Raw genomic sequence first — 20450 nt, 5'->3', positions numbered from 1 at the left:
CGCGCGATTTCCAACGCCGTGCGATGTTCAGCGCAACGCGGTCTTGCGCGGCACGGTGGCTGCGGGGTCCGCGGCCTTGCCCGCCTCCGGCCCGGTGCCTTCATTGGCGCGGGCATCCGCCATCACGGGCGTCCAGCCCTGCACCGCGAGGCGGGCGGCGGCGAGCGATCTGGGATCGAGCATCACGCCGATGGCGTCGCGCTTGGCCGCGGCCTGTGCGTCGCCGGCCGCCGCCGCCAGCGCGAACCAGCGCCACGCCTGCACCGGATCCGCCACGACGCCGAAGCCGCGCGCATAAAGAATGGCGAGGTTGAACTGGCTGTCGCGCAGGCCGTGCTCGGCCGCGCTGGTGAACCAGGTCGCCGCCTGGGCGTAGTCCGGCGGGCCATTCGTGCCCGAGGCCAGCAGCACACCCAGATTGTGCATGGCGTGCAGGTTGCCCGCTCGCGCCGCCTGCTCATAGAGGGTGCGGGCGCGCGCGAGGTCGCGCGGCACGCCGGCGGCACCCTTCTCATAGAGCGCGCCAAGACGATAGGCGGCGGGTATGGAGCCGCAATCGGCGGCGAAGGCGAACCATTGCGCGGCACGCGCGGCGCTGGGCGGCACGCCGATTCCCTGCTGGAAACGGTTGGCGACCTCGAACGCGGCGCCGGCATCGCCCGAGAGCGCGGCCGATCGCAGCCCCTGGCTGCCGATGGCGAGGGGGAGATCCTCCGGCCCGGCCATGCTGGAGGGGCCGGGCGCAAGGTTCGGGGCTGCCTGAGTTGGAGCGACCTGAGTTGGAGCAGCCTGGGATGGAGCGATCTGGGACGGGGCCGCCGGCGGCACGGCCGGCATTGGCAGGGCGGAGGGCGGGCCGGCCGGCGCGCCGCGCGGGCCATTGCCGATCGAGCCGGTAATATCGTCGGGCAGCGGCGCTGCGCCCGGCGGCAGGCTTGATGCGCCCGGGCGCGCCAGTGTGGGCTGGCTACCGGCGGGGGTGGGCGCTCCGGCACGCAGTTGCCCCTCGCGCATCGTGCCGAGGACGTGCCACGAGCCATAGGCAAGGGCCGAACCGCACGCCCCGATGAGCAGCATGGCGCGGATGCGGGCCGCCCAGCGGGCCGGGTTGCGCGCCGCCGGTGATCCGCGCTCGCCGTGGCGGCCGGCCGGGTCGGCCCGGTCGCGCGTGCCGGGCTGGGTCGCGCGGCGGGCCTGGGCGATGAAATGCGCGCGGCTCGGCGCGCCAGCGGCGCCGGGAGAGCCGGCCGGGCCGTGCGGCGCCCGAACCTCGGGCGCGCCGGGAAGATCGAACGCGTCGCCGAGCGCCCCGGGCACACGGCGCGATGTCTCGGAGGCATGCTTGGGAGCATGCTTGGGGGCGTGCTCGGGGGCGTCCTCGGGCCCGTCTTGCGGCGTCTCTTGGAACGCCTCTTGGAGCCTCTCTTGGAGCCCCTCCTCGGGAGCGTAGGTCGCGGTCTCGTCGTCAGCCGGCTCGTAAGCGAGCGGTCCCGCATAGGCGGTCGCCACCTGCGGCGAGCGGGCGAGCTCCTCCAGCGCCGCGCGCATCAGCTGCGGCTCGAACGGCTTCGGAATCGAGGCCGGCGGCGGGGTGAAACTGGGCTGCGGGCCGGCCTGTCGCGCGGGCGCCGCCGGGATGGCTGCGTGAGCCGGTGCGTCGGGATTCCGCAATGCCGGCGAGGACGGAGCGGTGTTGGCGTGGGGCGGGCGCGCGGAAGCGCGTGCAGCCTCGATGGCGGCGATCTCGCGCTTGAGCAGCGCATGGGCGTCGCCCAAACCCGCACCAGCACCAGCGCTACCACTGCCACCCCCGCCGCCGGTCGGGTGCGGGCGACCGCCGGACGCCGCGAGGAGGGTGGCGCGCGTCTCCTCCATGTGGATGAAAAGGTCGTTCACCGCCCGCTCGATGGTCGAGAGCTGTCCGGTGATCTGCGCGGCGGGCGTCGCGGCGTGGTCGAGCTTCTGCGCGATTTCCGCAACCTGCCGGCTCAGAGCATCGAAGCGCGGGCCGTGATCGGGCAGCTGGATGGGCCGCTCGATGCGCTCCAGCCGCTCGGCCATGCCGCGGAACAGCTGCTCCATGCCGGCGGGTGGCTCGCGGCGGGCGCTGGCCAGTTCCTTCTGCAGCGTGTCGAGGCGCCCGAGAATGTCATCCACCGGCACGACCGGCTCCGGCCGGCGGTCGATCCGCTCGACCAGCGCGTCGATCCGGCGCTCCAGCGGCGCGACGGCCGCCTGCAGGGTGGTTTCGTCGACGCGCGGAATCTGGCCGATGCGGCCGGCCAGCAGCGCGACCTGCTCCGCCAGCCGCTGCAGAGCATCGGTCGACAGCGCGCGCGCCAGCAATTCGCGGATCTCGCCCGCCTGCGCCTGAAGACGGGCAATGGCGGCGCCATCGACCGTCTTGGCATTGACGATGTCGATCTTGCGCTCGAGCTGCTCGACCCGGGTGATGAGCACGCCCGGGTGCTCGGGGCGCTTGAGATTGCCGATCATGTCGCGCAGCGCGAGAAGGGTGGCGCGCATGTCGTCGTCGCCCGCCCGCGTGCGCTCGGCGCGATCGGCAAGGCGCATCATGGCGCGCTGCAACTCGTCGATCGCCTGGCGGGGGGCGAGGTCGGCGATGGTCTGGCGCATCTCGCCGAGTTCGTTCTGGATCGCGTCCAGCGGATCGGCCTTCACCGGGTGACGCGTGGGCGGGCGCTCCGGCGATGGCGCGAAGAGGGGAGACGGGTCGGGCACAGGCTCGCCGTGCGCCAGCGGGGAGGAGGGCCGTGGTGGCCGCGTGCCGGCCGCGTGGTCGAGTTCCTGCTGGCGGGCGGCGATCTCGGCAATGGCGGCCTCGATCGCCTGCGGACTATGAGCCGCCGGCCCGGACGTCTCGCGCCGGCGCAGAGTGGCCTCGGAACTTGCGGGCGGTGACGCTGGCGTCTGGCGCGCCCGCGACGCCTCCTCATGGCGAGCGCCGACCTTGTCCGGGCGCGAAATCGCGTCGCCCGGGGGCGTGGCTGCGCGCTGGCGGGCGCTGGCGCGCGGCGTGTTCAGCGCATCGAGCCGTTCATTGATCTGCCGGATGGCGGCGTCGATCCGCCCATCGGTGGCGGCGAGCGCGGCGGATCGCGAGGGTGACGGCGCGCGACGGGTCGTTGGTGCGGCGGGCTCTGCCTGCCGGATCGCCGAGGGTGCGGAATCGACCAGCCGGTCGATGGCGCCCGAAAGTTCCTCGACCCGGCGCTGCAGATCCTCGACCGAGCCGCCGGCGGCGGCGGCCGTCTGCGCGACGCCGGCATTGGAGGCGATGAGCTGTGCCTTCAGCCATTCGTCGAGCGGCAGCCCCGCGCGGCGAGCGGCATCGCTCATCGCCCGCCAGGCCTCGGGGGCGATCTGTCCGCTCAGGGAAGGGACCCGTTGCCTCACCACTGTCTCCGTCGCGTCGAGCGCCGACATGGCGAGAATCGCCCGTCCTCGGCGCCGGAGGCTCATCCGCGCGACTGTTCATTTTCTTGGTAAATGTGGCGTTAAGAACGAGGCTCGGGCGGACCCTGATTTGCGTCGCTCACGGCGCCTTCACCGGCCCCCGACCGACCCGAGGGCTCATTACCCCCGGGAGAAGGGCCTTTCGCGTCACGCCGGAGGCCATGTATTCCGTTCAATGAAATCAATGATTTAGGTCGCCGTTTAACAGTAAGTTTCCCTAACGTCGGGTGCGACTTTCTCCCCTAGCGGAACCCCATCTGCAACACTCCGGTCAACGTTCCTGACGTGTCCCCCGGAACCAACGGAGTTCGGCAATGGATTTCTCCTCTTACGACGCGGATCGTGCAGTGAATCAGGTGACCCCGTCGGGGTCCGAGGCGGCGTTCTTCACCATCGGTGATCTCGCCCGCGAATTCGACGTGACGCTGCGGGCCCTGCGCTTCTATGAGGACAAGGGCCTCCTCGCTCCCCGCCGCGAAGGGCTGACCCGCCTCTACAGCGCCGCCGAGCGGGCGCGCCTCGAAATCATCCTCAAGGGCAAGAAGCTCGGCTTCACCCTCGCCGAGATCAAGGCGATGGTCGCCCTGCGCGAAGGCGGCCCGATGCCGGCCGGCGGTCTGGCGCTGACCCGCGAGAAGTGCGTCGAGCAGCTTGGTCTTCTCGAACACCAGAAGGCGGAAATCGAGGACGCCATCGGCGAGCTTCGCCAGATGGTCGCGGCTTTCCCGACGCGCAACGCGGCCTGATCGGGCGCGGTTCGATCGGACCACGCCTCTCGTTCCTGCATACGGCGGCGCTCCCTCGGGGGCGCTGCTGGCGTTTTGGGCGGGGGTCATCGGGTTGATGCCGCGGCAGGGCGTTTCCGGCTGTCACCTTGTTGAGCTAGCGTATGCGCTCCGCGCGAGTCGCAAGCCGAGAGCCGCATGTCCCGTTCCATCGACTATTATTTCTCGATTTCCAGCCCCTGGGCCTTTCTTGGCTATGCCGCCTTTCTCGACGTGGCGCACCGGCACGGGCTTCGCATCAATTTCCGTCCCGTCCTGCTGGGCGAGCTGTTTGCCGAGACCGGCGGACTGCCGCTGCCCCGCCGCCACCCCGTGCGCCAGCGCTACCGGCTGGTGGAGCTGAAGCGCTGGCGGGACATGCGCGGCGTCGCGCTGCACCTCGCCCCGGCGCATTGGCCGTTCGATGCCGGCCTCGCCGATCGGCTGATCATCGCCGCCCAGATCGCCGGCCATGATGTCGCGTCGCTGGTCGGGCGGCTGGGTTCCGGCGTCTGGCAGCGGCAGGAGAACCTGGCCGACCCGGCGACGCTGGCGCTCATCCTGGCGGAGCTTGGCCTGCCGGCCGGGCTGGTCGAGGCCGCGGACAGCGACAAGGCCCGCACCATCTACCAGACCAACCACGCGGATGCGGTGGAGGCCGACGTGTTCGGTTCTCCCTCCTATGTGCTCGACGGCGAGATCTTCTGGGGGCAGGATCGGATCGAACTGCTGGACGCCGCGTTGTCCAGCGGGCGGGCGCCGTTGACGCCCTGATCCGCCCCTTGCCGGGCGATAAGGGAGGTTTTCAGATGGTTCGCGTGTTGCGCCAAACTGTTGTGGCAGCCTTTGTTGCCGCCTTGGCCGTGATGGCTCTCCTCGCCTTTTCTTACGTCATGCCCGCGGCTGTCGCGCAGACGGCGGATCCGGTGGCAGCGGATCCGCGCTTCACGCTGCAGCCGGTCAATGGCGGGATGCTCAAGCTCGACACCCGCAGCGGCGCGCTGTCCTTCTGTTCCATGAAGTCGGGCGCGTGGGTCTGCGAGGCGGTGCCGGAGGACCGGGCGGCGCTGGAGGGCGAGATCGCGCGCCTCAACGCGCGCATCGCCGAGCTGGAAAAGGGCCGCGCCGGCGGCGTGCCCGATATCATGGGCGCGCCGGTGCCGCCGCAAATGTCACCACCTGCTGTATCTCCACCTGCTGCATCACCGCCCGCCGCCGCTCCCCCGGCGGATGGCGAGGGGAGTGGCACGGCTGAGGCGCAGAAGCGGCTCGATCAGGCGATGGACATGGCCGAACACGCCTTCCGCCGCTTCTTCGACATGGTCGAGCGGCTGCGCGGCCGCGAGCCGGCGCCGCAGGAACAGAGCCTGTGAGCGACGCGGTGCCCGGCGCGAGCCGCCGGACACCGTGTCGCCGATGTCGTCTCAGATACCGCTGATGAAGGCGCAGATGCGGGCGAGGGCCTGATCGGCGAGGCTGCCGGGGAAGCCGATGAACACATGGCAGCCGCCGGGATAGACGGCGAGCTGCGCCGGATTGCCCGCCGCCAGCCAGCGCGGCGCCATGAACAGCGTATCGTCGAGCAGGGCGTCGCTGGTGCCGATGGTGAACAGCGCCGGTGGCAGGCCCTTGAGGTCGCCGAATAGCGGCGAGATGTCCGGCGTTTCGACGTCGCCGCCCTCGCGCAGATAATGGCCGACGAACACCCTTATGTCGCGTGTGTTGAGCACCAGCGGTGCCTCGCCCCAGTGCCGCGCGCTGGGCGTGAGGGCGAGGTCGTAGCAGCCGGCATTGAGATTGGCGCCGCGAAAGGGTGTGAGCCCGTGCTTGTCGCGCAGCCGCAGCAGCGTGGCGACGGCGAGGTTGGCGCCGGCCGATTCCCCGCCAATGGCGAAACGGTCGGTGCCGAAGCGCGCCATTCCCTCGCGCACCAGCCAGAGCGCCGCGGCCTCGCAATCGTCCGGCGCGCGGGGATAGGGCTGCTCGGGCGCAAGCCGGTAGTCGACGGAAACGACGGCAAAGCCGGTGCGCTCGACGAAGCGGTGGTTCAGCCCATCATTCTCGCGCGCCGAGCCGAGCGACCAGCCGCCGCCATGAATGTGCAGGTAAACGCCCTTCGGCGCCGTCGGCGGGGTGAGGATGCGCAGCGGCACCGGTCCGTGCGGGCCGTCAATCGCGATGACCTGCGCATAGGGGCTTGCCGGCGCCAGCGGGAAGGGGCCCTTGCCCTCCAGCCGCAGCGAGCGCAGCACGGCCATGGGGAACACCCAACGATCGGCTATGGCGCCGAGCGCCTTGAGGATGCCGGCATTCACCGCCCGCGTATCCGCGGTGATGGCGGACGGGTCGAACAGCGCGGGATCGAGGGTGATGTCGGAAATGAGGGGCGAGGCGGGGAGGTTGTGGAGACGAGGGCTGGCCATGAACGGGCACGCTCCGATGATGGAGGGATGTGTGATGTCTGTCATCGGTGGCTGATGTCCTCTATCCAACCCCAGCCGGGCGCGTTCGTCCAGCTTCGAGACCGGGAAAGATCACCACGATGAGCAGGATCCGGCAGGGCGAACTGCGTGAAACCCCCGTGGCGCGGCGCTTCTCGATGCTGATGAGCGTCGACACGCCAGGTCGCGGATTCACCGACCTCACCGAGGCGGTGAGCCGGTTTCTGGCGTCGGCCGGCGCGCGCGACGGCGAGGTGAGCCTGTTCTGCCGGCACACCTCCGCCTCCCTCACCATCCAGGAGAATGCCGACCCGGATGTACGGGTCGATCTCCTCGCCGCGCTCGACCGGCTGGCGCCCGAGGATGCGGGCTGGGTGCATGACATGGAGGGCCCCGACGACATGCCCGCCCATGTGAAGAGCGTGCTCACCGGCATCCATCTGGCGGTGCCGGTCATCGGCGGGCGGATGGCGCTGGGAACCTGGCAAGGCATTTATCTGGTGGAGCACCGGGCCCGTGCGCACCGGCGCGAATTGGTGGTGGCGTTTGTCGGCGATGCCCACTAAACGTCGATACGGAAGGTTCCGGTAAGCACGCCTTCGGCTCATTGCGGCCGCCGGCTTGCCCGCCAGGTTCCGCGAGACCATGATCGCGGCGCGGCGTGCGGCGAGCGCATGTCCGCGCGGGTTGAGAGGACCGCTGCGAGTGGACACGACGACGAGTTTCCGGCTGGTGATCGCCGATGACCACCCGCTGTTCCGGGGTGCGCTGCGCGAGGCGGTGTCCCGCCAGTTTCCCGCGGTCGAACTGTTCGAGGCCGGCGGCTTCGAGGATCTCCAGGCGCTGCTCGAACGCGAGGGCGATGTCGATCTCGTGCTGCTCGATCTGACCATGCCCGGCGTGCGCGGCTTCTCCGGCCTCATGTATCTCAGGGCGCAATATCCCGGCGTGCCGGTCGTGGTGGTCTCCGCCAACGAGGAAGCCGGCGTCATCCGCCGCTGCATGGAATTCGGCGCCTCCGGCTTCATTCCCAAGACCAGCGCGGTCGACACGATGCGCGAGGCGATCGCCGCCGTGCTGGAAGGGCGCACCTGGACGCCGCCCGATGTCGACCTGTCGAGCGGCGCGGACAAGGAAACGCAGGCGCTGGTCGCCCGGCTCGCCACGCTCACCCCGCAGCAGGTGCGGGTGCTGATGATGCTATCGGAAGGCCTGCTCAACAAGCAGATCGCCTATGAACTCGGCGTCTCCGAGGCGACGGTGAAGGCGCATGTCTCCGCCATCCTGCAGAAGCTGGGCGTGGAAAGCCGCACCCAGGCGGTGATCGCCGCCTCCAAGATCGAAGGCGGCAACTGGGCGCAGGCGACGGGCTGAAGGCGGTTCCGCCGCGCGCTTGCCCCTTGCCATCACGTCCCCGGTCCGCACTGAATCGGAGGCCGCTGATGCTTAAAATGGTAGCTACCAATACCGAGAGCAGACGTGCTGTAGTCTAAGGAGGCTGTAATGCAGTCTCAGTTCGCCCGCCGCGATGCAGACGCATAAACTACACGTTCGTGATAATCCGCGAGGGTTGAAGTTGTTGTACTACTAACCGTATCAGAAGTAAGTCTCAGAGCGCCGTCAATATCCGTTCTGCCTTCGCGCTGCGATATCCGTTTCCGACGCATCGCGAACATTTACCAATTCTGCGAGCTTGGCCGCGACCTCTGCCATGGTGTCTTCTTCCGTGCTGAGGCCGCTACGAGAGCCGAGCAAAGGACTTTCATCGCGGAGAGCTTCAAAGGTCGTGCCGTGAACGATGGGGACGAGCTGTTCACGCGCCAGAAGCGCCGAAAGCTCCTTGTCTGCAATACTTTCGCCTTTGATGCGGCGCAGGAAGTTAGGCGTCACCAGCACGATCCCAACTCGCGACTTGGCCAGACCCTTGTCGATCTCGCGAAGCAACGACATGCCGAGCGGGACATCTTTCTCGCTGAACCAGACCGAGACGCCGCGCGTCTCAAGCTGATCATGCAGCTCCTTGGCGGCACTTTCCCGATCATCCCAGGCGTGGCAGAGGAATATGTCGCGAAGGTCAGGTACTGTTGCTCTAATCTCGACGTTGCGGCGGACAGGTTCGAGTGATCGAACTTCTGCAGGCGTGTACCACACACCCGAGCTGGCTCTCGCCCATCTTGGCCGTGAAGTGCGACTTGACCCGCCGCCGCTGATCCTGCTGCTTCCACTATTTCCTGATGGGAAAGGAGAGGACGATCCGTAGCCGTAGCTTCCGTGACTACTGCGGCCCCATCGACTACCACACGCAGGGCACTCCGCCGCCGCGGCCGGCGATCGGTGACCTCTTACTGGTGCTGTGCATGTAGCCATGCTGACGATATCCTCCCTAGGTTGTAGGCCGATATGGTGACGCTTATTCAAATACCAAGGGGATGTTTGGCAAGTTCAACGGCGCTCCTTACTCCGCCGCCGCCCGCGTGGCCCGCCATTGCGCCAGCAGCGCGCGCAGCGCGGCCGGGCGCAGGGGCTTGTTCAGCACTTCCATTTCGGTGGCCCGGGCGGCGTCGCGCACGCGCTTGGAGCGGTCGGCGGTGATGAGCACCGCCAGCAGGCTCTGGTCGAGCTTCCAGCGCAGATGCTTGGCGGCTTCGATGCCGTCGCTGTCGTCGAGATGGAAGTCGACCAGCAGCGCGTCCGGCATGAGGCGGGCCTCGCGCACCAGCGTGAGCGCGCCGGCCACGTCCGCCGCCTTGATCACCCGGCAGCCCCAGCCGGTCAGCAGCGTCTCCATGCCGTCGAGAATGGCGGGGTCGTTGTCGATGCACAGCACGGTGAGGTCGTCGAGCGAGGCCGCCGCCGCCGTCCGCGGCAGGAGGCGCGGCACCTCGGCGGGAATGGGCGGTGCGGTCGGCACCTCGACGGTGAACACGCTGCCGCGGCCGGACGCCGAGTTCACGTTGATCGGATGATCCAGCACGCGCGAGATGCGCTCGACGATGGACAGGCCGAGCCCGAGCCCGCGCGCCGCCTTGGCGCCCTGGTCGAGCCGGTGGAATTCCTTGAAGATCAGCTTCTGCTTGGCCTGCGGGATGCCGAGCCCGGTATCCAGCACCTGGACGCGCAGCTTGCCGCGCCCGTGGCGCACGCCGATCAGCACCCGGCCTCGCGGGGTGTACTTGATGGCGTTGGAGACGAGGTTCTGCAGCAGCCGGCGCAGCAGCCGCCGGTCCGAACGCACCGCCGCCGAACTGGTGACGAAGGTGAGCGCGAGCCCCTTTTCCTTGGCGAGCGGGGCGAATTCCAGTTCCAGCTGACGAAAGATGTCGTCGAGCCGGAAGGCGGCGATGTCGGGCTTCAGCGCGCCGGCATCGAGCCGGGAAATGTCGAGCAGCGCGCCGAGGATTTCCTCCACCGCCTCCAGCGAAGCGTCGACATTGCGGGCGAGGCGGGCCTCCTCGCCCTCCGGCGCGCGGTCGACCAGGCTGGTGGCGTAGAGCCGGGCGGCGTTGAGCGGCTGGAGAATGTCGTGGCTGGCGGCGGCGAGGAAGCGGGTCTTGGAAATGTTGGCCTCGTCCGCCTCCGCCTTGGCCTGAGCCAGCTGGGTATTGAGCTTCTCCAGCGCCTTGGTGCGCTCCTTCACGCGGCGCTCCAGCGTCTCGTTGGCGCGCTCCAGCGCCTCGGCGGCCTCCACGGTGGGGGTGATGTCGGTGAAGGTCACCACCACGCCGCCATCGGGCATGGTATTGACGCGAACCTCCATCACCACGCCGCGCGGTGACAGCCGCTCCTGGAAGGTGACGTTGCGCCGCGCGTAGCGGCCGAGCTTCTCGCGGACGATCTCCTCCACCGGGCCCGGGCCGAACACGCCGTTGCCGGCGTTGAAGCGGATGATCTGGTCGATGCCGACGCCGATGCGCACGATTTCCGGCGGCAGGTCCAGCATGTCGCCGAACTGCCGGTTCCAGCAGATGAGGCGCAGGTCGCGGTCGAACACCGCGATGCCCTGACGCACATGGTCCAGCGCGGTCTGCAGGATCTCGCGATTATACTGGATCGCCGCCGATGCGTCGTCGAGCAGCTTCAGCGCCGCCTTGGTGGAGACGGTGCGCTTTCTCAGCATCAGCGACAGCACGAGGCGGGAGGAGGCCGCGCCGATCGCCGAGGCGAGCAGGTGCTCGGCATAGCGGATGAGCTGGAAATCGGCCTCGCGCCCCGGCTCCAGCGTCACCCCGCGCATGGCCGAGACGCTCTCGAAGGAGGCGCGCGTGCGATCCTCGCCGAGATAGCGCGACACGGTGGCGAGAAGCTCGCCGACCGTCACCGGGGAGCGCCACAGCCGGAAGCTGGGCGCGGAGGGGGTGCGGTCGCTCTCCACGAACACGCTCGCCTGCAGCCGCTCGATGGGCGTGGGCTGGCGCATCAGCGAGACCGTGAAGAAGCACAGCACGTTCACCGTGAGGCTCCAGATCACGCCATGCACCAGCGGGCTGGCCTCGACGCCGAGCAGCGCCTGCGGGCGCAGCATGGCGAGGCCGAACGGGCCTTCCACCAGGAATTGCGGCGTGAACAGGCCGGAATCGACAAGGCTCGGCAGCAGCAGCGTATAGGCCCAGATGGCGATGCCCGCGGCGATGCCGGCAATGGCGCCCGCCGCCGTGCCGCGCCGCCAGACCAGGCCGAGCAGCAGCGCCGGGCCGAACTGCGCCACCGCGGCGAAGGACAGGAGGCCGATCTGCGCCAGCTGCGCCTCGCCGGTGAGGCGATAGTAGAGATAGGCCAGCAGCAGGATGGCGAAGATGGCGATGCGGCGCACCGTGAGCAGGCGGTGGCCCATGTCGAGATGCGGCTTCACCCGGCCGGAGGCGTCGTCCGCCTCGCGGAGCCGCCGGCCGCGCACCATGAGCGGCATGAAAATGTCGTTCGACACCATCACCGCCAGCGCCACGGTTTCCACGATCACCATCGCGGTCGCCGCCGACAGGCCGCCGACAAAGGCGATGAGCGCGATCGCCCGCGCGCCCACCGACAGCGGCAGGGTGAGGACATACATGTCGCCATCGATGAAGCCGGGCGGAAACGAGACGAGGCCGGCCACCGCGATGGGGATGACGAACAGGTTGATGAGCACGAGATAGAGCGGGAACAGCCAGGAGGCGGTGCGGATCTCCCGCTCCGAGGTGTTCTCCACCACGGCGACGTGGAACTGGCGCGGCAGCAGGATGATGGCGAGCGCCGAGAGCAGCGTCATCACCGCCCAGTTATCGGCGGAGAGCCCCTCCGTCAGCATGGGCAGCACGGCCTTTTCCGCCGCCTTGGCGAACAGGTCGGCCGGGCCGGAAAACATGACGAAGGTGACGAACAGGCCGACGATCAGGAAGCTCACCAGCTTGACGATCGACTCGGTCGCCACCGCCAGCATCAGCCCTTCCTGGTGCTCGGTGGCATCGATATGCCGCGTGCCGAACAGCACGGCGAACACCGCCATGGCGACGGCGATCATCAGCGCGAGGTCGCCGACGATGGGGTAGTGCAGGCCGAGGCCCTCGAAGTCGCCCAGCATCGCCACCAGCGAGGCCGAGACCGCCTTCAGCTGCAGCGCGATATAGGGCAGCGAGCCGACGATGGCGACGACCGCGACGAGCGCCGCCACGCCCTGGCTCTTGCCGTAGCGCGCGGCGATGAAGTCGGCGATCGAGGTGATGTTCTGCGCCTTCGCGAGCCGCACCAGCCGCAGCAGGAACGGCACGGCGAAGGCGAAGACCAGCATCGGCCCGACATAGATGGTCAGGAAATTCACGCCCTGCGTGGTGGCAAGGCCGACCGAGCCGAAGAAGGTCCAGGAGGTGCAGTAGACCGCCAGCGACAGCGCGTAGATATAGGGTCGCCCGTCCCGGCCGCGCCGCTCGCGCGCCGCCCGCCGGTCGCCATAGCTGGCGACCGCGAACAGGAAGCCGACATAGACGAGGGCGACCGCGATGATGACCCAGGCCTGAAGCATGGGGAGTCCCGATGGTTCCGCGCGAAAGGCGGCGTCGCGCTTTTATGCGCCCTTGCGGCAGGGCACGGCAAGCGCGCCAGGGCCGGCGCCTGTTGACGGCCGCCGGCGGGGCGCGGCCGCCTTTGGAAGGAGCGGAGCGTCAATCGCCCGCCCCGGCGCATGTCGGCGCTTGCGATCACCGGGCGGGCGGTGAAGAGTGGGGGCGAAGCAGCGTTGCAGCAGGGGGCGTCATGAGCAAGGTACTCAAGGAGTTTCGTGAATTCGCCGTGAAGGGCAATGTCGTGGATCTGGCGATCGGTGTGATCATCGGCGCCGCCTTCGGCCAGATCGTCACGTCGATCGTCTCGGATCTGTTCATGCCGGTTGTCGGCGCCGTGTTCGGCGGGCTGGACTTCTCGAACTACTTCGTCGGCCTGTCGGCAAACGTCACCGCCAACTCGCTGGCCGCCGCCCGTGATCAGGGCGCGGTCCTTGCCTATGGCCACTTCCTGACCGTGGTGATCAACTTTCTCATCATCGCGTGGATCCTGTTCCTCGTGGTCAAGGGCATCAACCGCCTGCGCCGCAATGCCGCCGCCGAGCCCCCGGCGCCCGCTGCTCCCGGCAAGGAAGAAATACTTCTGACCGAAATTCGCGATATTCTCGCCAAGAAGTCCTGAAATGTCGGCCGCTGCGGCGCAAAGGTTCGGGAGGCCGGGCGTTCGCGGGCGCGCGGCTCCCCGCGGACAACGTATGCTGGCATTGTTTTCGCAGTTGCAGCATGAAGTCTATTGGAAGCGGCGACGGGATTGGCTAGAAGCTCCCCTCTGTTCATACAGGACCATCGCTTCGCCTCATGACGACCTTTACCCGTCTCGCCATCCCCGACGTCATCCTCATCCAGCCCGCGCGGTTCGGTGACGAGCGTGGGTATTTCTGCGAGACCTATGCAAAACGCGCCTTTGACGAGGCCGGAATCGATCTCGTCTTCGTGCAGGACAATGAATCGCTGTCGCGTCAGGTCGGTGTCGTGCGCGGGCTGCACTTCCAGACACCCGTCGTCTCGCAGGCCAAGCTCGTGCGCGTCGCGCGCGGGGCGATCTTCGACGTGGCGGTGGACCTGCGCAAGGGTTCGCCGAGCTTCGGCAGGTGGGTCGCGGCGACGCTGACGGCGGCGAATGGCGAGCAATTGCTGGTGCCGCACGGCTTCGCGCATGGCTTCTGCACGCTCGAAGCCGAGACGCTGGTCGCCTACAAGGTGGACGCGCCCTATTCTCGCCCCAACGACGCCGGTATCCTGTGGAGCGATCCCGACCTCGCCATCGATTGGCCGGTCGCGGCCGCCGAGGCGGTGCTGTCGGACAAGGATCGGGCGCTGCCCCGGCTCCGGGATTTCGACACGCCCTTCGTCCTGTGACGCAAAGGCCCGGCGAGGTAAGAGCAGCACGCATGACCAGCATTGCCCAACGCGTCCTCGTCACCGGCGGAGCCGGATTCATCGGCTCGGCCGTGGTGCGCCGGCTGGTGCGGCAGGGGCGTACGGTGCTGACCTATGACAAGCTCACCTATGCCGGCAATCTCGCCTCGCTCGCCGAGGTGAACGATCATCCCGGCTATCAGTTCCTCAAGGCCGATATCTGCGACGGACAGGCCTTCCGCGCCGCGCTGCAGGAGTTCCGGCCCGATCTGGTGATGCATCTGGCCGCCGAGTCGCATGTCGATCGCTCGATCGACGGGCCGGGCGACTTCATCAATACCAATATCGTCGGCACCTACACGCTGCTGGACGAGGCGCTGCGCTACTGGCGGTCGCTCGATGCCAGCGCACAGAAGCGCTTCCGCTTCCACCATATTTCCACCGACGAGGTATTCGGCACGCTCGGGGAGGAAGGCCTGTTCCGCGAGGACACGCCCTACCAGCCGAATTCGCCCTATTCGGCGTCGAAGGCGGCATCCGACCATCTGGTGCGGGCCTGGTTCCACACCTATGGCCTGCCGGTGGTGATGTCGAACTGCTCGAATAATTACGGGCCCTACCATTTCCCGGAAAAGCTCATCCCGCTCACCATCCTCAATGCGCTCGAGGGCAAGCCGCTGCCGGTCTATGGCAAGGGCGAGAACGTGCGCGACTGGCTCTATGTCGACGACCACGCGGCCGCGCTGGAGCGGATCGCCACGCGCGGGCGGCTGGGCGAGAGCTACAATGTCGGCGGCAATAATGAGCGGCGCAATATCGACGTGGTGCGCACCATCTGCGCCATCATGGACCGGGTGATGCCGGATGCGGCGATCGGCGCGCGCGAGGGGCTCATCACCTTCGTCACCGACCGGCCGGGCCATGATGCGCGCTACGCCATCGACGCCACCAAGCTGAAGGACGAACTGGGCTGGGAGCCGTCCGAGACCTTCGAGAGCGGGATCGAGAAGACGGTGCGCTGGTATCTCGACAATGGCGCGTGGTGGGAGCCGCTCAAGGCGCGCTACGATCGCGCCCGCATCGGGCTCGCGACATGAGCCGGCTGCTTCTCCTCGGGGCCGGCGGCCAGGTCGGGCGCGAGACGCTCGCGCTGGCCGAGGCGCGCGGCGTGGACCTGGTCGCGCTCGATCATGCGCGCGTCGACATCACGGATGCCGGGGCTGTCGAGCGCGCGCTGGCCGTGCATGCGCCCGCCGTGGTGATCAACACCGCCGCCTATACCGCGGTGGACCGGGCCGAGAGCGAGCGCGAGGCGGCTTTCCGCGTCAATGCCGCCGCGCCGGCGCTGATCGCCGCCGCCTGCGCGCGGCATGGGGCGGCGCTGGTCCACATGTCCACCGATTATGTGTTCGACGGCACCAAGCCCACCGCCTATGTCGAGACCGATGCGGTCGCCCCGCTCGGCGTCTACGGCGCCTCCAAGGAGGCGGGCGAGCGCGCGGTGCGCGAGGGGTTGGAGCGCCATGTGATCCTGCGCACCTCCTGGGTGTTCGGCGCGCAGGGCACGAACTTTCTCAAGACCATGCTGCGTCTCGCCCGCGAACGCGAGCGGCTCACCGTGGTGGCCGACCAGCGCGGCTGCCCCACGGCCTCGCGCGACATTGCCGAGGCACTGCTGGCCGCAGCCGCGGGCTTCATCGCCGGCACGGCGGCGCCCGGCACCTATCATTTCGCCGGCAGCGGCATGACCACCTGGCACGGCTTCGCCACCGCCATCGTCGCGCGCGCCGCCCAGCATACCGGACGGCGGCCCGAGGTCGCCGCCATCACCACCGCCGAATATCCCACGCCGGCGCGCCGGCCGGTCAATTCCGAACTGTCGAGCGACCTGTTCGCCGCCCGCTTCGGCGTGCGGGCTGCCCCTTGGCAGCAGCGGGTGGTCGAGGTGGTGGACGAATTGATGGCGCCGGTCGCGACCGTGCGGGCCTCCTGACCGCTCTCCTGATCGCGCCTGCGTCGTCTCGCCGCTGACGAAAAGCCGGGCTGACGGCGCTGTCGACGCGTTCTAGTCTGCGCGATGTCCGGGCCGGCTGGCGGTCCGGCGAGACCCGCCTGTGCCACGCCATGAATGCCGCCGAGAAATTCGCCGACGCCGTCACCGACGACGCAATCCCCTTCGCCCACACGCCCTTCGACGGATCGCGCAAGGCTTTCGCGGTCGGCCTCGCCCCGCTCGATCCCGACGCGTGGATCGAGCCGGATCGGCAGATCGCGGCACGGCTGGCCGAGCGGGCGGCACTGCTGTGCGAGAAGCGGGACGTGGTGCTGCGCGAGGAGCCGGGCACGCGGACGTCGCAACGTGAGGCGCTGGACCTGGTGGTGGAGCATGTCACCCGGCGCTATCCCGAGCTTTACCGCCTGGAGGGGCGGCGGCTCACGGTGCTGCCCACCGGCCGCAGCTTCGATCTGGAGGATGCGAGCGAGGCGCCGCTCGCCCTTGCCGGCCAGATCGTCACCGACGACCTGCTGATCCTGACACCGAGCCCGGCGGGCTACCGGCTGGTGGCTGCCGTGCTGTGCTTTCCCTCCTCCTGGTCACTCGCCGAGCGCTTCGGCCAGACACTGGACGGGCTGCACGAATCCGTTCCCGGATACCAGTCCAAGCTCGCGCGGGTGATGAACCGCATCTTCGACAACCTCAAGGTCGACCAGCCGGTCTGGCGGGTGAACTGGTCGATCTACCCGGACGCGCAGCTGCATCATCCCGAATCCAAGGAGCGTCCGCGCCACTGGTTCGAGGATCCCGCCAATCTGGCGCCCGAGGCCTTCGTGCGTGTCGAGCGCCAGACGCTGCGGCGCATGCCGGAGAGCGGCGACATGCTGTTCACCGTGCGCATCCATGTCGATCCGTTCGATGCCTTCCGCCGCCATCCGGACGGGCGCATGCTGGCGGCCTCGTTGCGCGAGCAGATCCTTGGCCTCGACGCGGACCAGTTGGCCTACAAGGCGATGACGGAGCATCGCGACGCCATCGCTGCCGCGCTGGAGCGCATCGCCCGCGGCGATTAGGCGGCGATGGGACTGCCCCGGTTACGAGGGATAGGCGCGATGGTTTTCTGGGTTCCCATTCTGGCATGGCTCGCCGCTCTTGCGGCCGCCCTCTTCAGCCTGCTGCGCGGGCCGCGTCCCATCACGCCGGCCGCGATCCTCGACCGGCTGCTGCGCTATATTCTCGTTTTCCCCGTGGGGCTGATGGGATTGTGGGCCTTTATCGGCCACGTCTTCTTCGCCGAGCCGGCGGCAGCCTCGATCGGCTGGGCGCCGAGCCCGTTCCAGTACGAGGTCGGCATGGCCAATCTCGGCCTTGGCGTGGCGGGATTGATCGGCGGCTTTCTCGGCTCACCGGGCTTCCGCGCGGCGGTGGGCGTGGTGATGCTCGGCTTTCTCGGCGGCGCGGGGGTCGGCCATGTCGTGCAGATCGCGGAAACCGGCAATCAGGCGGCCGGCAATGCCGGGCCCATCCTCTATACCGATTTCCTCACCCCGCTCGCCGTGCTCGGCCTGCTGCTCGCGCAGCGCCGGGTGGGTCGTCCGATCACGAGGTGATCGCCGCCCGTTGCACGCGCGGGAATACGGCCTAGCTAGAGTGTAACCAGCGAGGCCGTCCGTGTCCGATTCCGACGAGACTGTTCCCCCGAACGCCGTTCCCCTGCCCATGGCTCCCCCCAGCGCCGCTTCGGCGACTGACGCCGCTCCCGACCGCGAGGCCAACCGCCTCTCCGCGCGCGCCGCGCGTTATGCCCGGGTCGGGGCGCGGGTGGGCGGCGTCGCCGCGCGCATCGCCGGCACCCGCCTGCTTGGGCTGGAGGGGCAGCGCGGCGGCAATGCCGCGGCGCTGGCGGCGGCGCTGGGCGGGTTGAAGGGGCCGATCATGAAGGTCGCCCAGTTGATGGCGACCATTCCCGACGCGCTGCCGCCCGAATATGCCGCCGAACTCGCCACCTTGCAGAATCAGGCCCCGCCCATGGGCTGGGCCTTCGTCAAGCGGCGCATGATGGCCGAACTCGGGCCAGACTGGATGGCGCGCTTTTCCAGCTTCGACCGGGAGCCGACCGCCGCCGCCTCGCTGGGCCAGGTGCATCGCGCCCGTGCGCTCGACGGCGCCGATCTGGCGGTGAAGCTGCAATATCCCGACATGCAATCCGCCGTGGAGGCCGATCTCAGGCAGCTCGACCTCGTCTTCGCCTTGCATCGGCGCATGGACCCGGCGATCGACACCACGGAGATCGCCGAGGAAATCGGCGCGCGGGTGCGCGAGGAACTCGATTACCGGCGCGAGGCGAGCCATGCCGGGCTCTATGCGCTCATGCTGGCGGACGAGCCGGGCGTGCGGGTGCCGGGCGTGCATGCCGCGCTCTCCACCGGCCGTCTGCTCACGCTGGACTGGCTGGAGGGCCGCCGGCTGCTGGATTTCGTCGACCACCCTCTGGACCAGCGCAACGCCATCGCCCGCGCCATGTTCGCCGCGTGGTGGCTGCCCTTCAGCCGCCACGGGGTGATCCATGGCGATCCGCATCTGGGCAATTACACGGTGTTTGAAGAGGAGGGCGCGCCGGCCGGCATCAACCTGCTGGATTATGGCTGCATCCGCATCTTCCCGCCCTCCTTCGTCGGCGGCGTGGTCGATCTCTATCGCGGCCTGGAGGCGAATGACGAAGCGCGCACCGTGCATGCCTATGAGACATGGGGCTTTCGCGGATTGAGCCGCGAACTGATCGAGGTGCTGAACATCTGGGCACGCTTCATCTATGGCCCGCTGCTCGACGATCGCGTGCGCACCATCGCGGACGGGGTGGCTCCGGGCGAATATGGCCGGCGCGAGGCCTTCCGCGTGCACAAGGCGCTGAAGGAGAGGGGGCCGGTCAAGGTGCCGCGCGAGTTCGTGTTCATGGACCGCGCCGCCATCGGCCTCGGCGGGGTGTTCCTGCATCTGAGGGCGGAACTGAACTTCCATGCCCTGTTCGAGGCGGCGATCGAGGGGTTCTCGGTCGAGGCCATCACGGCGCGGCAAGGCGCCGCGCTTGCGCAGGTCGGACTCACGTGAGCGCGGCGGTCGTCGCCGTTGCCGCAGCGGACGTCTTCGGCTAAAGCGAAGGAAGGGCTTTTAAAACTTTGGGAGGGGGTCGCGATGGCCGATCACGGAACGCCGGAGTACGCCACGGCTGCTGGCAATGACTACAGCGAGCACGAAGGCACCTATCACCTCTTCACCAAGCTGACCTTCGTCAGCACGCTCTCGCTGATCAATTTCATGGTGTCCTTCGCCATTGGCGGCGCGAACGGCCATTGGGGCCTGTTTACCCTCGGCACGCTGGCCTCGATCGCCGGCGCCGCGGTCGGCCTCGCCTCCGCGGATGGCAAGCCCAAGCTGCAATTCGGGCTGCTGGCCGTCCTCACGCTCGCCCTGATCATCACCTCCTGAGCTGAATCATGCGCATCGCGATTGTCAAAGAGAGCTCTGCTTCGGAGCCACGGGTGTCTGCGTCTGCGGACACGGTTAAGCGTTATGTGGGTCTTGGCGCGGAGGTTGTTGTCGCGTCGGGGGCCGGGGTTGCGTCGGGGATTGGCGACGGGGAGTATGAGGGGGCGGGGGCGGTTGTGGTCACCGATAACGCGGCCGCGGTGGCGGGGGCGGATATCGTGCTCGGCGTTCGCCGTCCGGAGGCGGGTCTTGTGGCGGGGGCCCGGCGCGGGGCTCTGGTGATCTCGATCGCCGACCCGTTCGGCCACGAGGCGGAACTGGCGGAACTGGCGGCGACCGGCGTGTCGGCCTTCGCGATGGAACTGATGCCGCGCATCACGCGGGCGCAGGTGATGGACGTTCTGTCCAGCCAGGCGAACCTCGCGGGCTATCGCGCGGTGATCGATGCGTCTGCCGAGTTTGGCCGGGCGTTCCCGATGATGATGACGGCGGCGGGCACGGTTCCGGCGGCGCGGGTGTTCGTGATGGGGGCGGGGGTTGCCGGCCTGCAGGCGATCGCCACGGCGCGCCGGCTTGGGGCTGTGGTGTCGGCGACGGATGTTCGTCCGGCGGCGAAGGAGCAGGTGGAGTCTCTCGGCGCCAAGTTCATCGCGGTGGAGGACGAGGAGTTCAAGCAGGCGGAGACGGCGGGCGGCTACGCCAAGTCGATGTCGGCGGAGTACCAGGCCAAGCAGGCGGCGCTGACGGCGGCGCACATCACCAAGCAGGACATCATCATCACCACGGCGCTGATCCCCGGTCGGCCGGCGCCCAAGCTCGTCTCGGCGGAGATGGTGGCGTCGATGAAGGCGGGCTCGGTCATCATCGATCTCGCGGTGGAGCGGGGCGGCAATGT

18 protein-coding genes are annotated in these 20450 nt (G+C 68.7%); 14 read left to right on the top strand and 4 right to left on the bottom strand.

Annotation, left to right across the window (positions count from 1 at the left end; all coding sequences use genetic code 11):
- Nucleotides 1-27: 27 nt before the first annotated feature.
- Nucleotides 28-3417 (bottom strand): hypothetical protein, encoded by a 3390-nt coding sequence (locus tag QOZ99_RS13995; protein ID WP_306890611.1) that lies wholly within the window; start codon nt 3415-3417, stop codon nt 28-30.
- A gap of 374 nt (nt 3418-3791) precedes the next feature.
- On the opposite strand from QOZ99_RS13995, the gene QOZ99_RS13990 reads away from it, so the two are divergent.
- From QOZ99_RS13990 to QOZ99_RS13980, 3 genes are all read left to right on the top strand, one after another.
- Complete coding sequence (locus tag QOZ99_RS13990) at nt 3792-4223, top strand: MerR family transcriptional regulator (protein ID WP_306890610.1); 432 nt, start codon at nt 3792-3794, stop codon at nt 4221-4223.
- 177 nt (nt 4224-4400) lie between these two features.
- The gene (locus QOZ99_RS13985) at nt 4401-5015 is read left to right on the top strand and encodes a 2-hydroxychromene-2-carboxylate isomerase (protein WP_306890609.1); all 615 of its coding nucleotides are present in this window, start codon (nt 4401-4403) and stop codon (nt 5013-5015) included.
- A 152-nt stretch (nt 5016-5167) separates the two neighbouring features.
- Nucleotides 5168-5614, top strand: coding sequence for a hypothetical protein (locus QOZ99_RS13980; protein WP_306890608.1), 447 nt, complete (start codon nt 5168-5170; stop codon nt 5612-5614).
- A 51-nt stretch (nt 5615-5665) separates the two neighbouring features.
- Here QOZ99_RS13980 and QOZ99_RS13975 read toward each other — a convergent pair whose 3' ends face one another.
- The gene (locus QOZ99_RS13975; RefSeq protein ID WP_306890607.1) at nt 5666-6664 is read right to left on the bottom strand and encodes an alpha/beta hydrolase; all 999 of its coding nucleotides are present in this window, start codon (nt 6662-6664) and stop codon (nt 5666-5668) included.
- A gap of 119 nt (nt 6665-6783) precedes the next feature.
- Here QOZ99_RS13975 and QOZ99_RS13970 point away from each other — a divergent pair, with 119 nt between their 5' ends.
- Together QOZ99_RS13970 and QOZ99_RS13965 are read left to right on the top strand one after the other, a co-directional pair.
- On the top strand, nt 6784-7248 hold the full coding sequence (locus QOZ99_RS13970; protein WP_306890606.1) for a secondary thiamine-phosphate synthase enzyme YjbQ: 465 nt from the start codon (nt 6784-6786) through the stop codon (nt 7246-7248).
- Nucleotides 7249-7387: 139 nt separating this feature from the next.
- Nucleotides 7388-8056, top strand: coding sequence for a response regulator transcription factor (locus tag QOZ99_RS13965; protein WP_306890605.1), 669 nt, complete (start codon nt 7388-7390; stop codon nt 8054-8056).
- 246 nt (nt 8057-8302) lie between these two features.
- Here QOZ99_RS13965 and QOZ99_RS13960 read toward each other — a convergent pair whose 3' ends face one another.
- Together QOZ99_RS13960 and QOZ99_RS13955 are read right to left on the bottom strand one after the other, a co-directional pair.
- Nucleotides 8303-8833, bottom strand: a complete 531-nt coding sequence (locus QOZ99_RS13960; protein WP_306890604.1) for a toll/interleukin-1 receptor domain-containing protein — start codon at nt 8831-8833, stop codon at nt 8303-8305.
- Nucleotides 8834-9137: 304 nt separating this feature from the next.
- On the bottom strand, nt 9138-12677 hold the full coding sequence (locus QOZ99_RS13955; protein WP_306890603.1) for a hybrid sensor histidine kinase/response regulator: 3540 nt from the start codon (nt 12675-12677) through the stop codon (nt 9138-9140).
- A 230-nt stretch (nt 12678-12907) separates the two neighbouring features.
- Between QOZ99_RS13955 and mscL the strand changes: the two genes are divergently transcribed.
- From mscL to QOZ99_RS13910, 9 genes are all read left to right on the top strand, one after another.
- Complete coding sequence (mscL, locus tag QOZ99_RS13950) at nt 12908-13336, top strand: large conductance mechanosensitive channel protein MscL (RefSeq protein ID WP_306890767.1); 429 nt, start codon at nt 12908-12910, stop codon at nt 13334-13336.
- Between the two features lie 176 nt (nt 13337-13512).
- Complete coding sequence (gene rfbC, locus QOZ99_RS13945) at nt 13513-14073, top strand: dTDP-4-dehydrorhamnose 3,5-epimerase (RefSeq protein WP_306890602.1); 561 nt, start codon at nt 13513-13515, stop codon at nt 14071-14073.
- A gap of 32 nt (nt 14074-14105) precedes the next feature.
- Nucleotides 14106-15170 (top strand): dTDP-glucose 4,6-dehydratase, encoded by a 1065-nt coding sequence (gene rfbB, locus QOZ99_RS13940; RefSeq protein WP_306890601.1) that lies wholly within the window; start codon nt 14106-14108, stop codon nt 15168-15170.
- Nucleotides 15167-16066, top strand: a complete 900-nt coding sequence (gene rfbD / locus QOZ99_RS13935; protein WP_306890600.1) for a dTDP-4-dehydrorhamnose reductase — start codon at nt 15167-15169, stop codon at nt 16064-16066. Before rfbB ends, rfbD begins: the two co-directional genes overlap by 4 nt.
- Nucleotides 16067-16197: 131 nt before the next feature.
- A complete protein-coding gene (locus QOZ99_RS13930) occupies nt 16198-17142 on the top strand; it encodes a heme-dependent oxidative N-demethylase family protein (protein ID WP_306890599.1) in 945 nt (314 codons plus the stop codon).
- Between the two features lie 39 nt (nt 17143-17181).
- Nucleotides 17182-17679, top strand: coding sequence for a DUF6790 family protein (locus QOZ99_RS13925; protein WP_306890598.1), 498 nt, complete (start codon nt 17182-17184; stop codon nt 17677-17679).
- 109 nt (nt 17680-17788) lie between these two features.
- Nucleotides 17789-19177: an ABC1 kinase family protein gene (locus QOZ99_RS13920; protein ID WP_306890766.1), complete on the top strand. Its 1389-nt coding sequence runs from the start codon at nt 17789-17791 to the stop codon at nt 19175-19177.
- Nucleotides 19178-19261: 84 nt separating this feature from the next.
- Nucleotides 19262-19555, top strand: coding sequence for an aa3-type cytochrome c oxidase subunit IV (locus tag QOZ99_RS13915; RefSeq protein ID WP_306890597.1), 294 nt, complete (start codon nt 19262-19264; stop codon nt 19553-19555).
- Nucleotides 19556-19563: 8 nt separating this feature from the next.
- On the top strand, nt 19564-20450 hold an 887-nt coding region (locus tag QOZ99_RS13910; protein WP_306890596.1), incomplete at its 3' end, for an NAD(P) transhydrogenase subunit alpha.

This window comes from Ancylobacter amanitiformis (assembly GCF_030814815.1).
Taxonomy (GTDB): Bacteria; Pseudomonadota; Alphaproteobacteria; order Rhizobiales; family Xanthobacteraceae; genus Ancylobacter; species Ancylobacter amanitiformis.
The sequence above is the reverse complement of the archived record's forward strand: the minus strand, read 5'-3'. Positions and strand labels throughout refer to the sequence as shown.

Coding starts and splice junctions, on each gene's coding strand:
- QOZ99_RS13990 (WP_306890610.1), top strand. CDS start 3,792: ATGGATTTCTCCTCTTACGACGCGGATCGTGCAGTGAATCAGGTGACC.
- QOZ99_RS13985 (WP_306890609.1), top strand. CDS start 4,401: ATGTCCCGTTCCATCGACTATTATTTCTCGATTTCCAGCCCCTGGGCC.
- QOZ99_RS13975 (WP_306890607.1), bottom strand. CDS start 6,664: ATGGCCAGCCCTCGTCTCCACAACCTCCCCGCCTCGCCCCTCATTTCC.
- QOZ99_RS13970 (WP_306890606.1), top strand. CDS start 6,784: ATGAGCAGGATCCGGCAGGGCGAACTGCGTGAAACCCCCGTGGCGCGG.
- QOZ99_RS13955 (WP_306890603.1), bottom strand. CDS start 12,677: ATGCTTCAGGCCTGGGTCATCATCGCGGTCGCCCTCGTCTATGTCGGC.
- mscL (WP_306890767.1), top strand. CDS start 12,908: ATGAGCAAGGTACTCAAGGAGTTTCGTGAATTCGCCGTGAAGGGCAAT.
- rfbC (WP_306890602.1), top strand. CDS start 13,513: ATGACGACCTTTACCCGTCTCGCCATCCCCGACGTCATCCTCATCCAG.
- rfbB (WP_306890601.1), top strand. CDS start 14,106: ATGACCAGCATTGCCCAACGCGTCCTCGTCACCGGCGGAGCCGGATTC.
- rfbD (WP_306890600.1), top strand. CDS start 15,167: ATGAGCCGGCTGCTTCTCCTCGGGGCCGGCGGCCAGGTCGGGCGCGAG.
- QOZ99_RS13930 (WP_306890599.1), top strand. CDS start 16,198: ATGAATGCCGCCGAGAAATTCGCCGACGCCGTCACCGACGACGCAATC.
- QOZ99_RS13925 (WP_306890598.1), top strand. CDS start 17,182: ATGGTTTTCTGGGTTCCCATTCTGGCATGGCTCGCCGCTCTTGCGGCC.
- QOZ99_RS13920 (WP_306890766.1), top strand. CDS start 17,789: ATGGCTCCCCCCAGCGCCGCTTCGGCGACTGACGCCGCTCCCGACCGC.
- QOZ99_RS13915 (WP_306890597.1), top strand. CDS start 19,262: ATGGCCGATCACGGAACGCCGGAGTACGCCACGGCTGCTGGCAATGAC.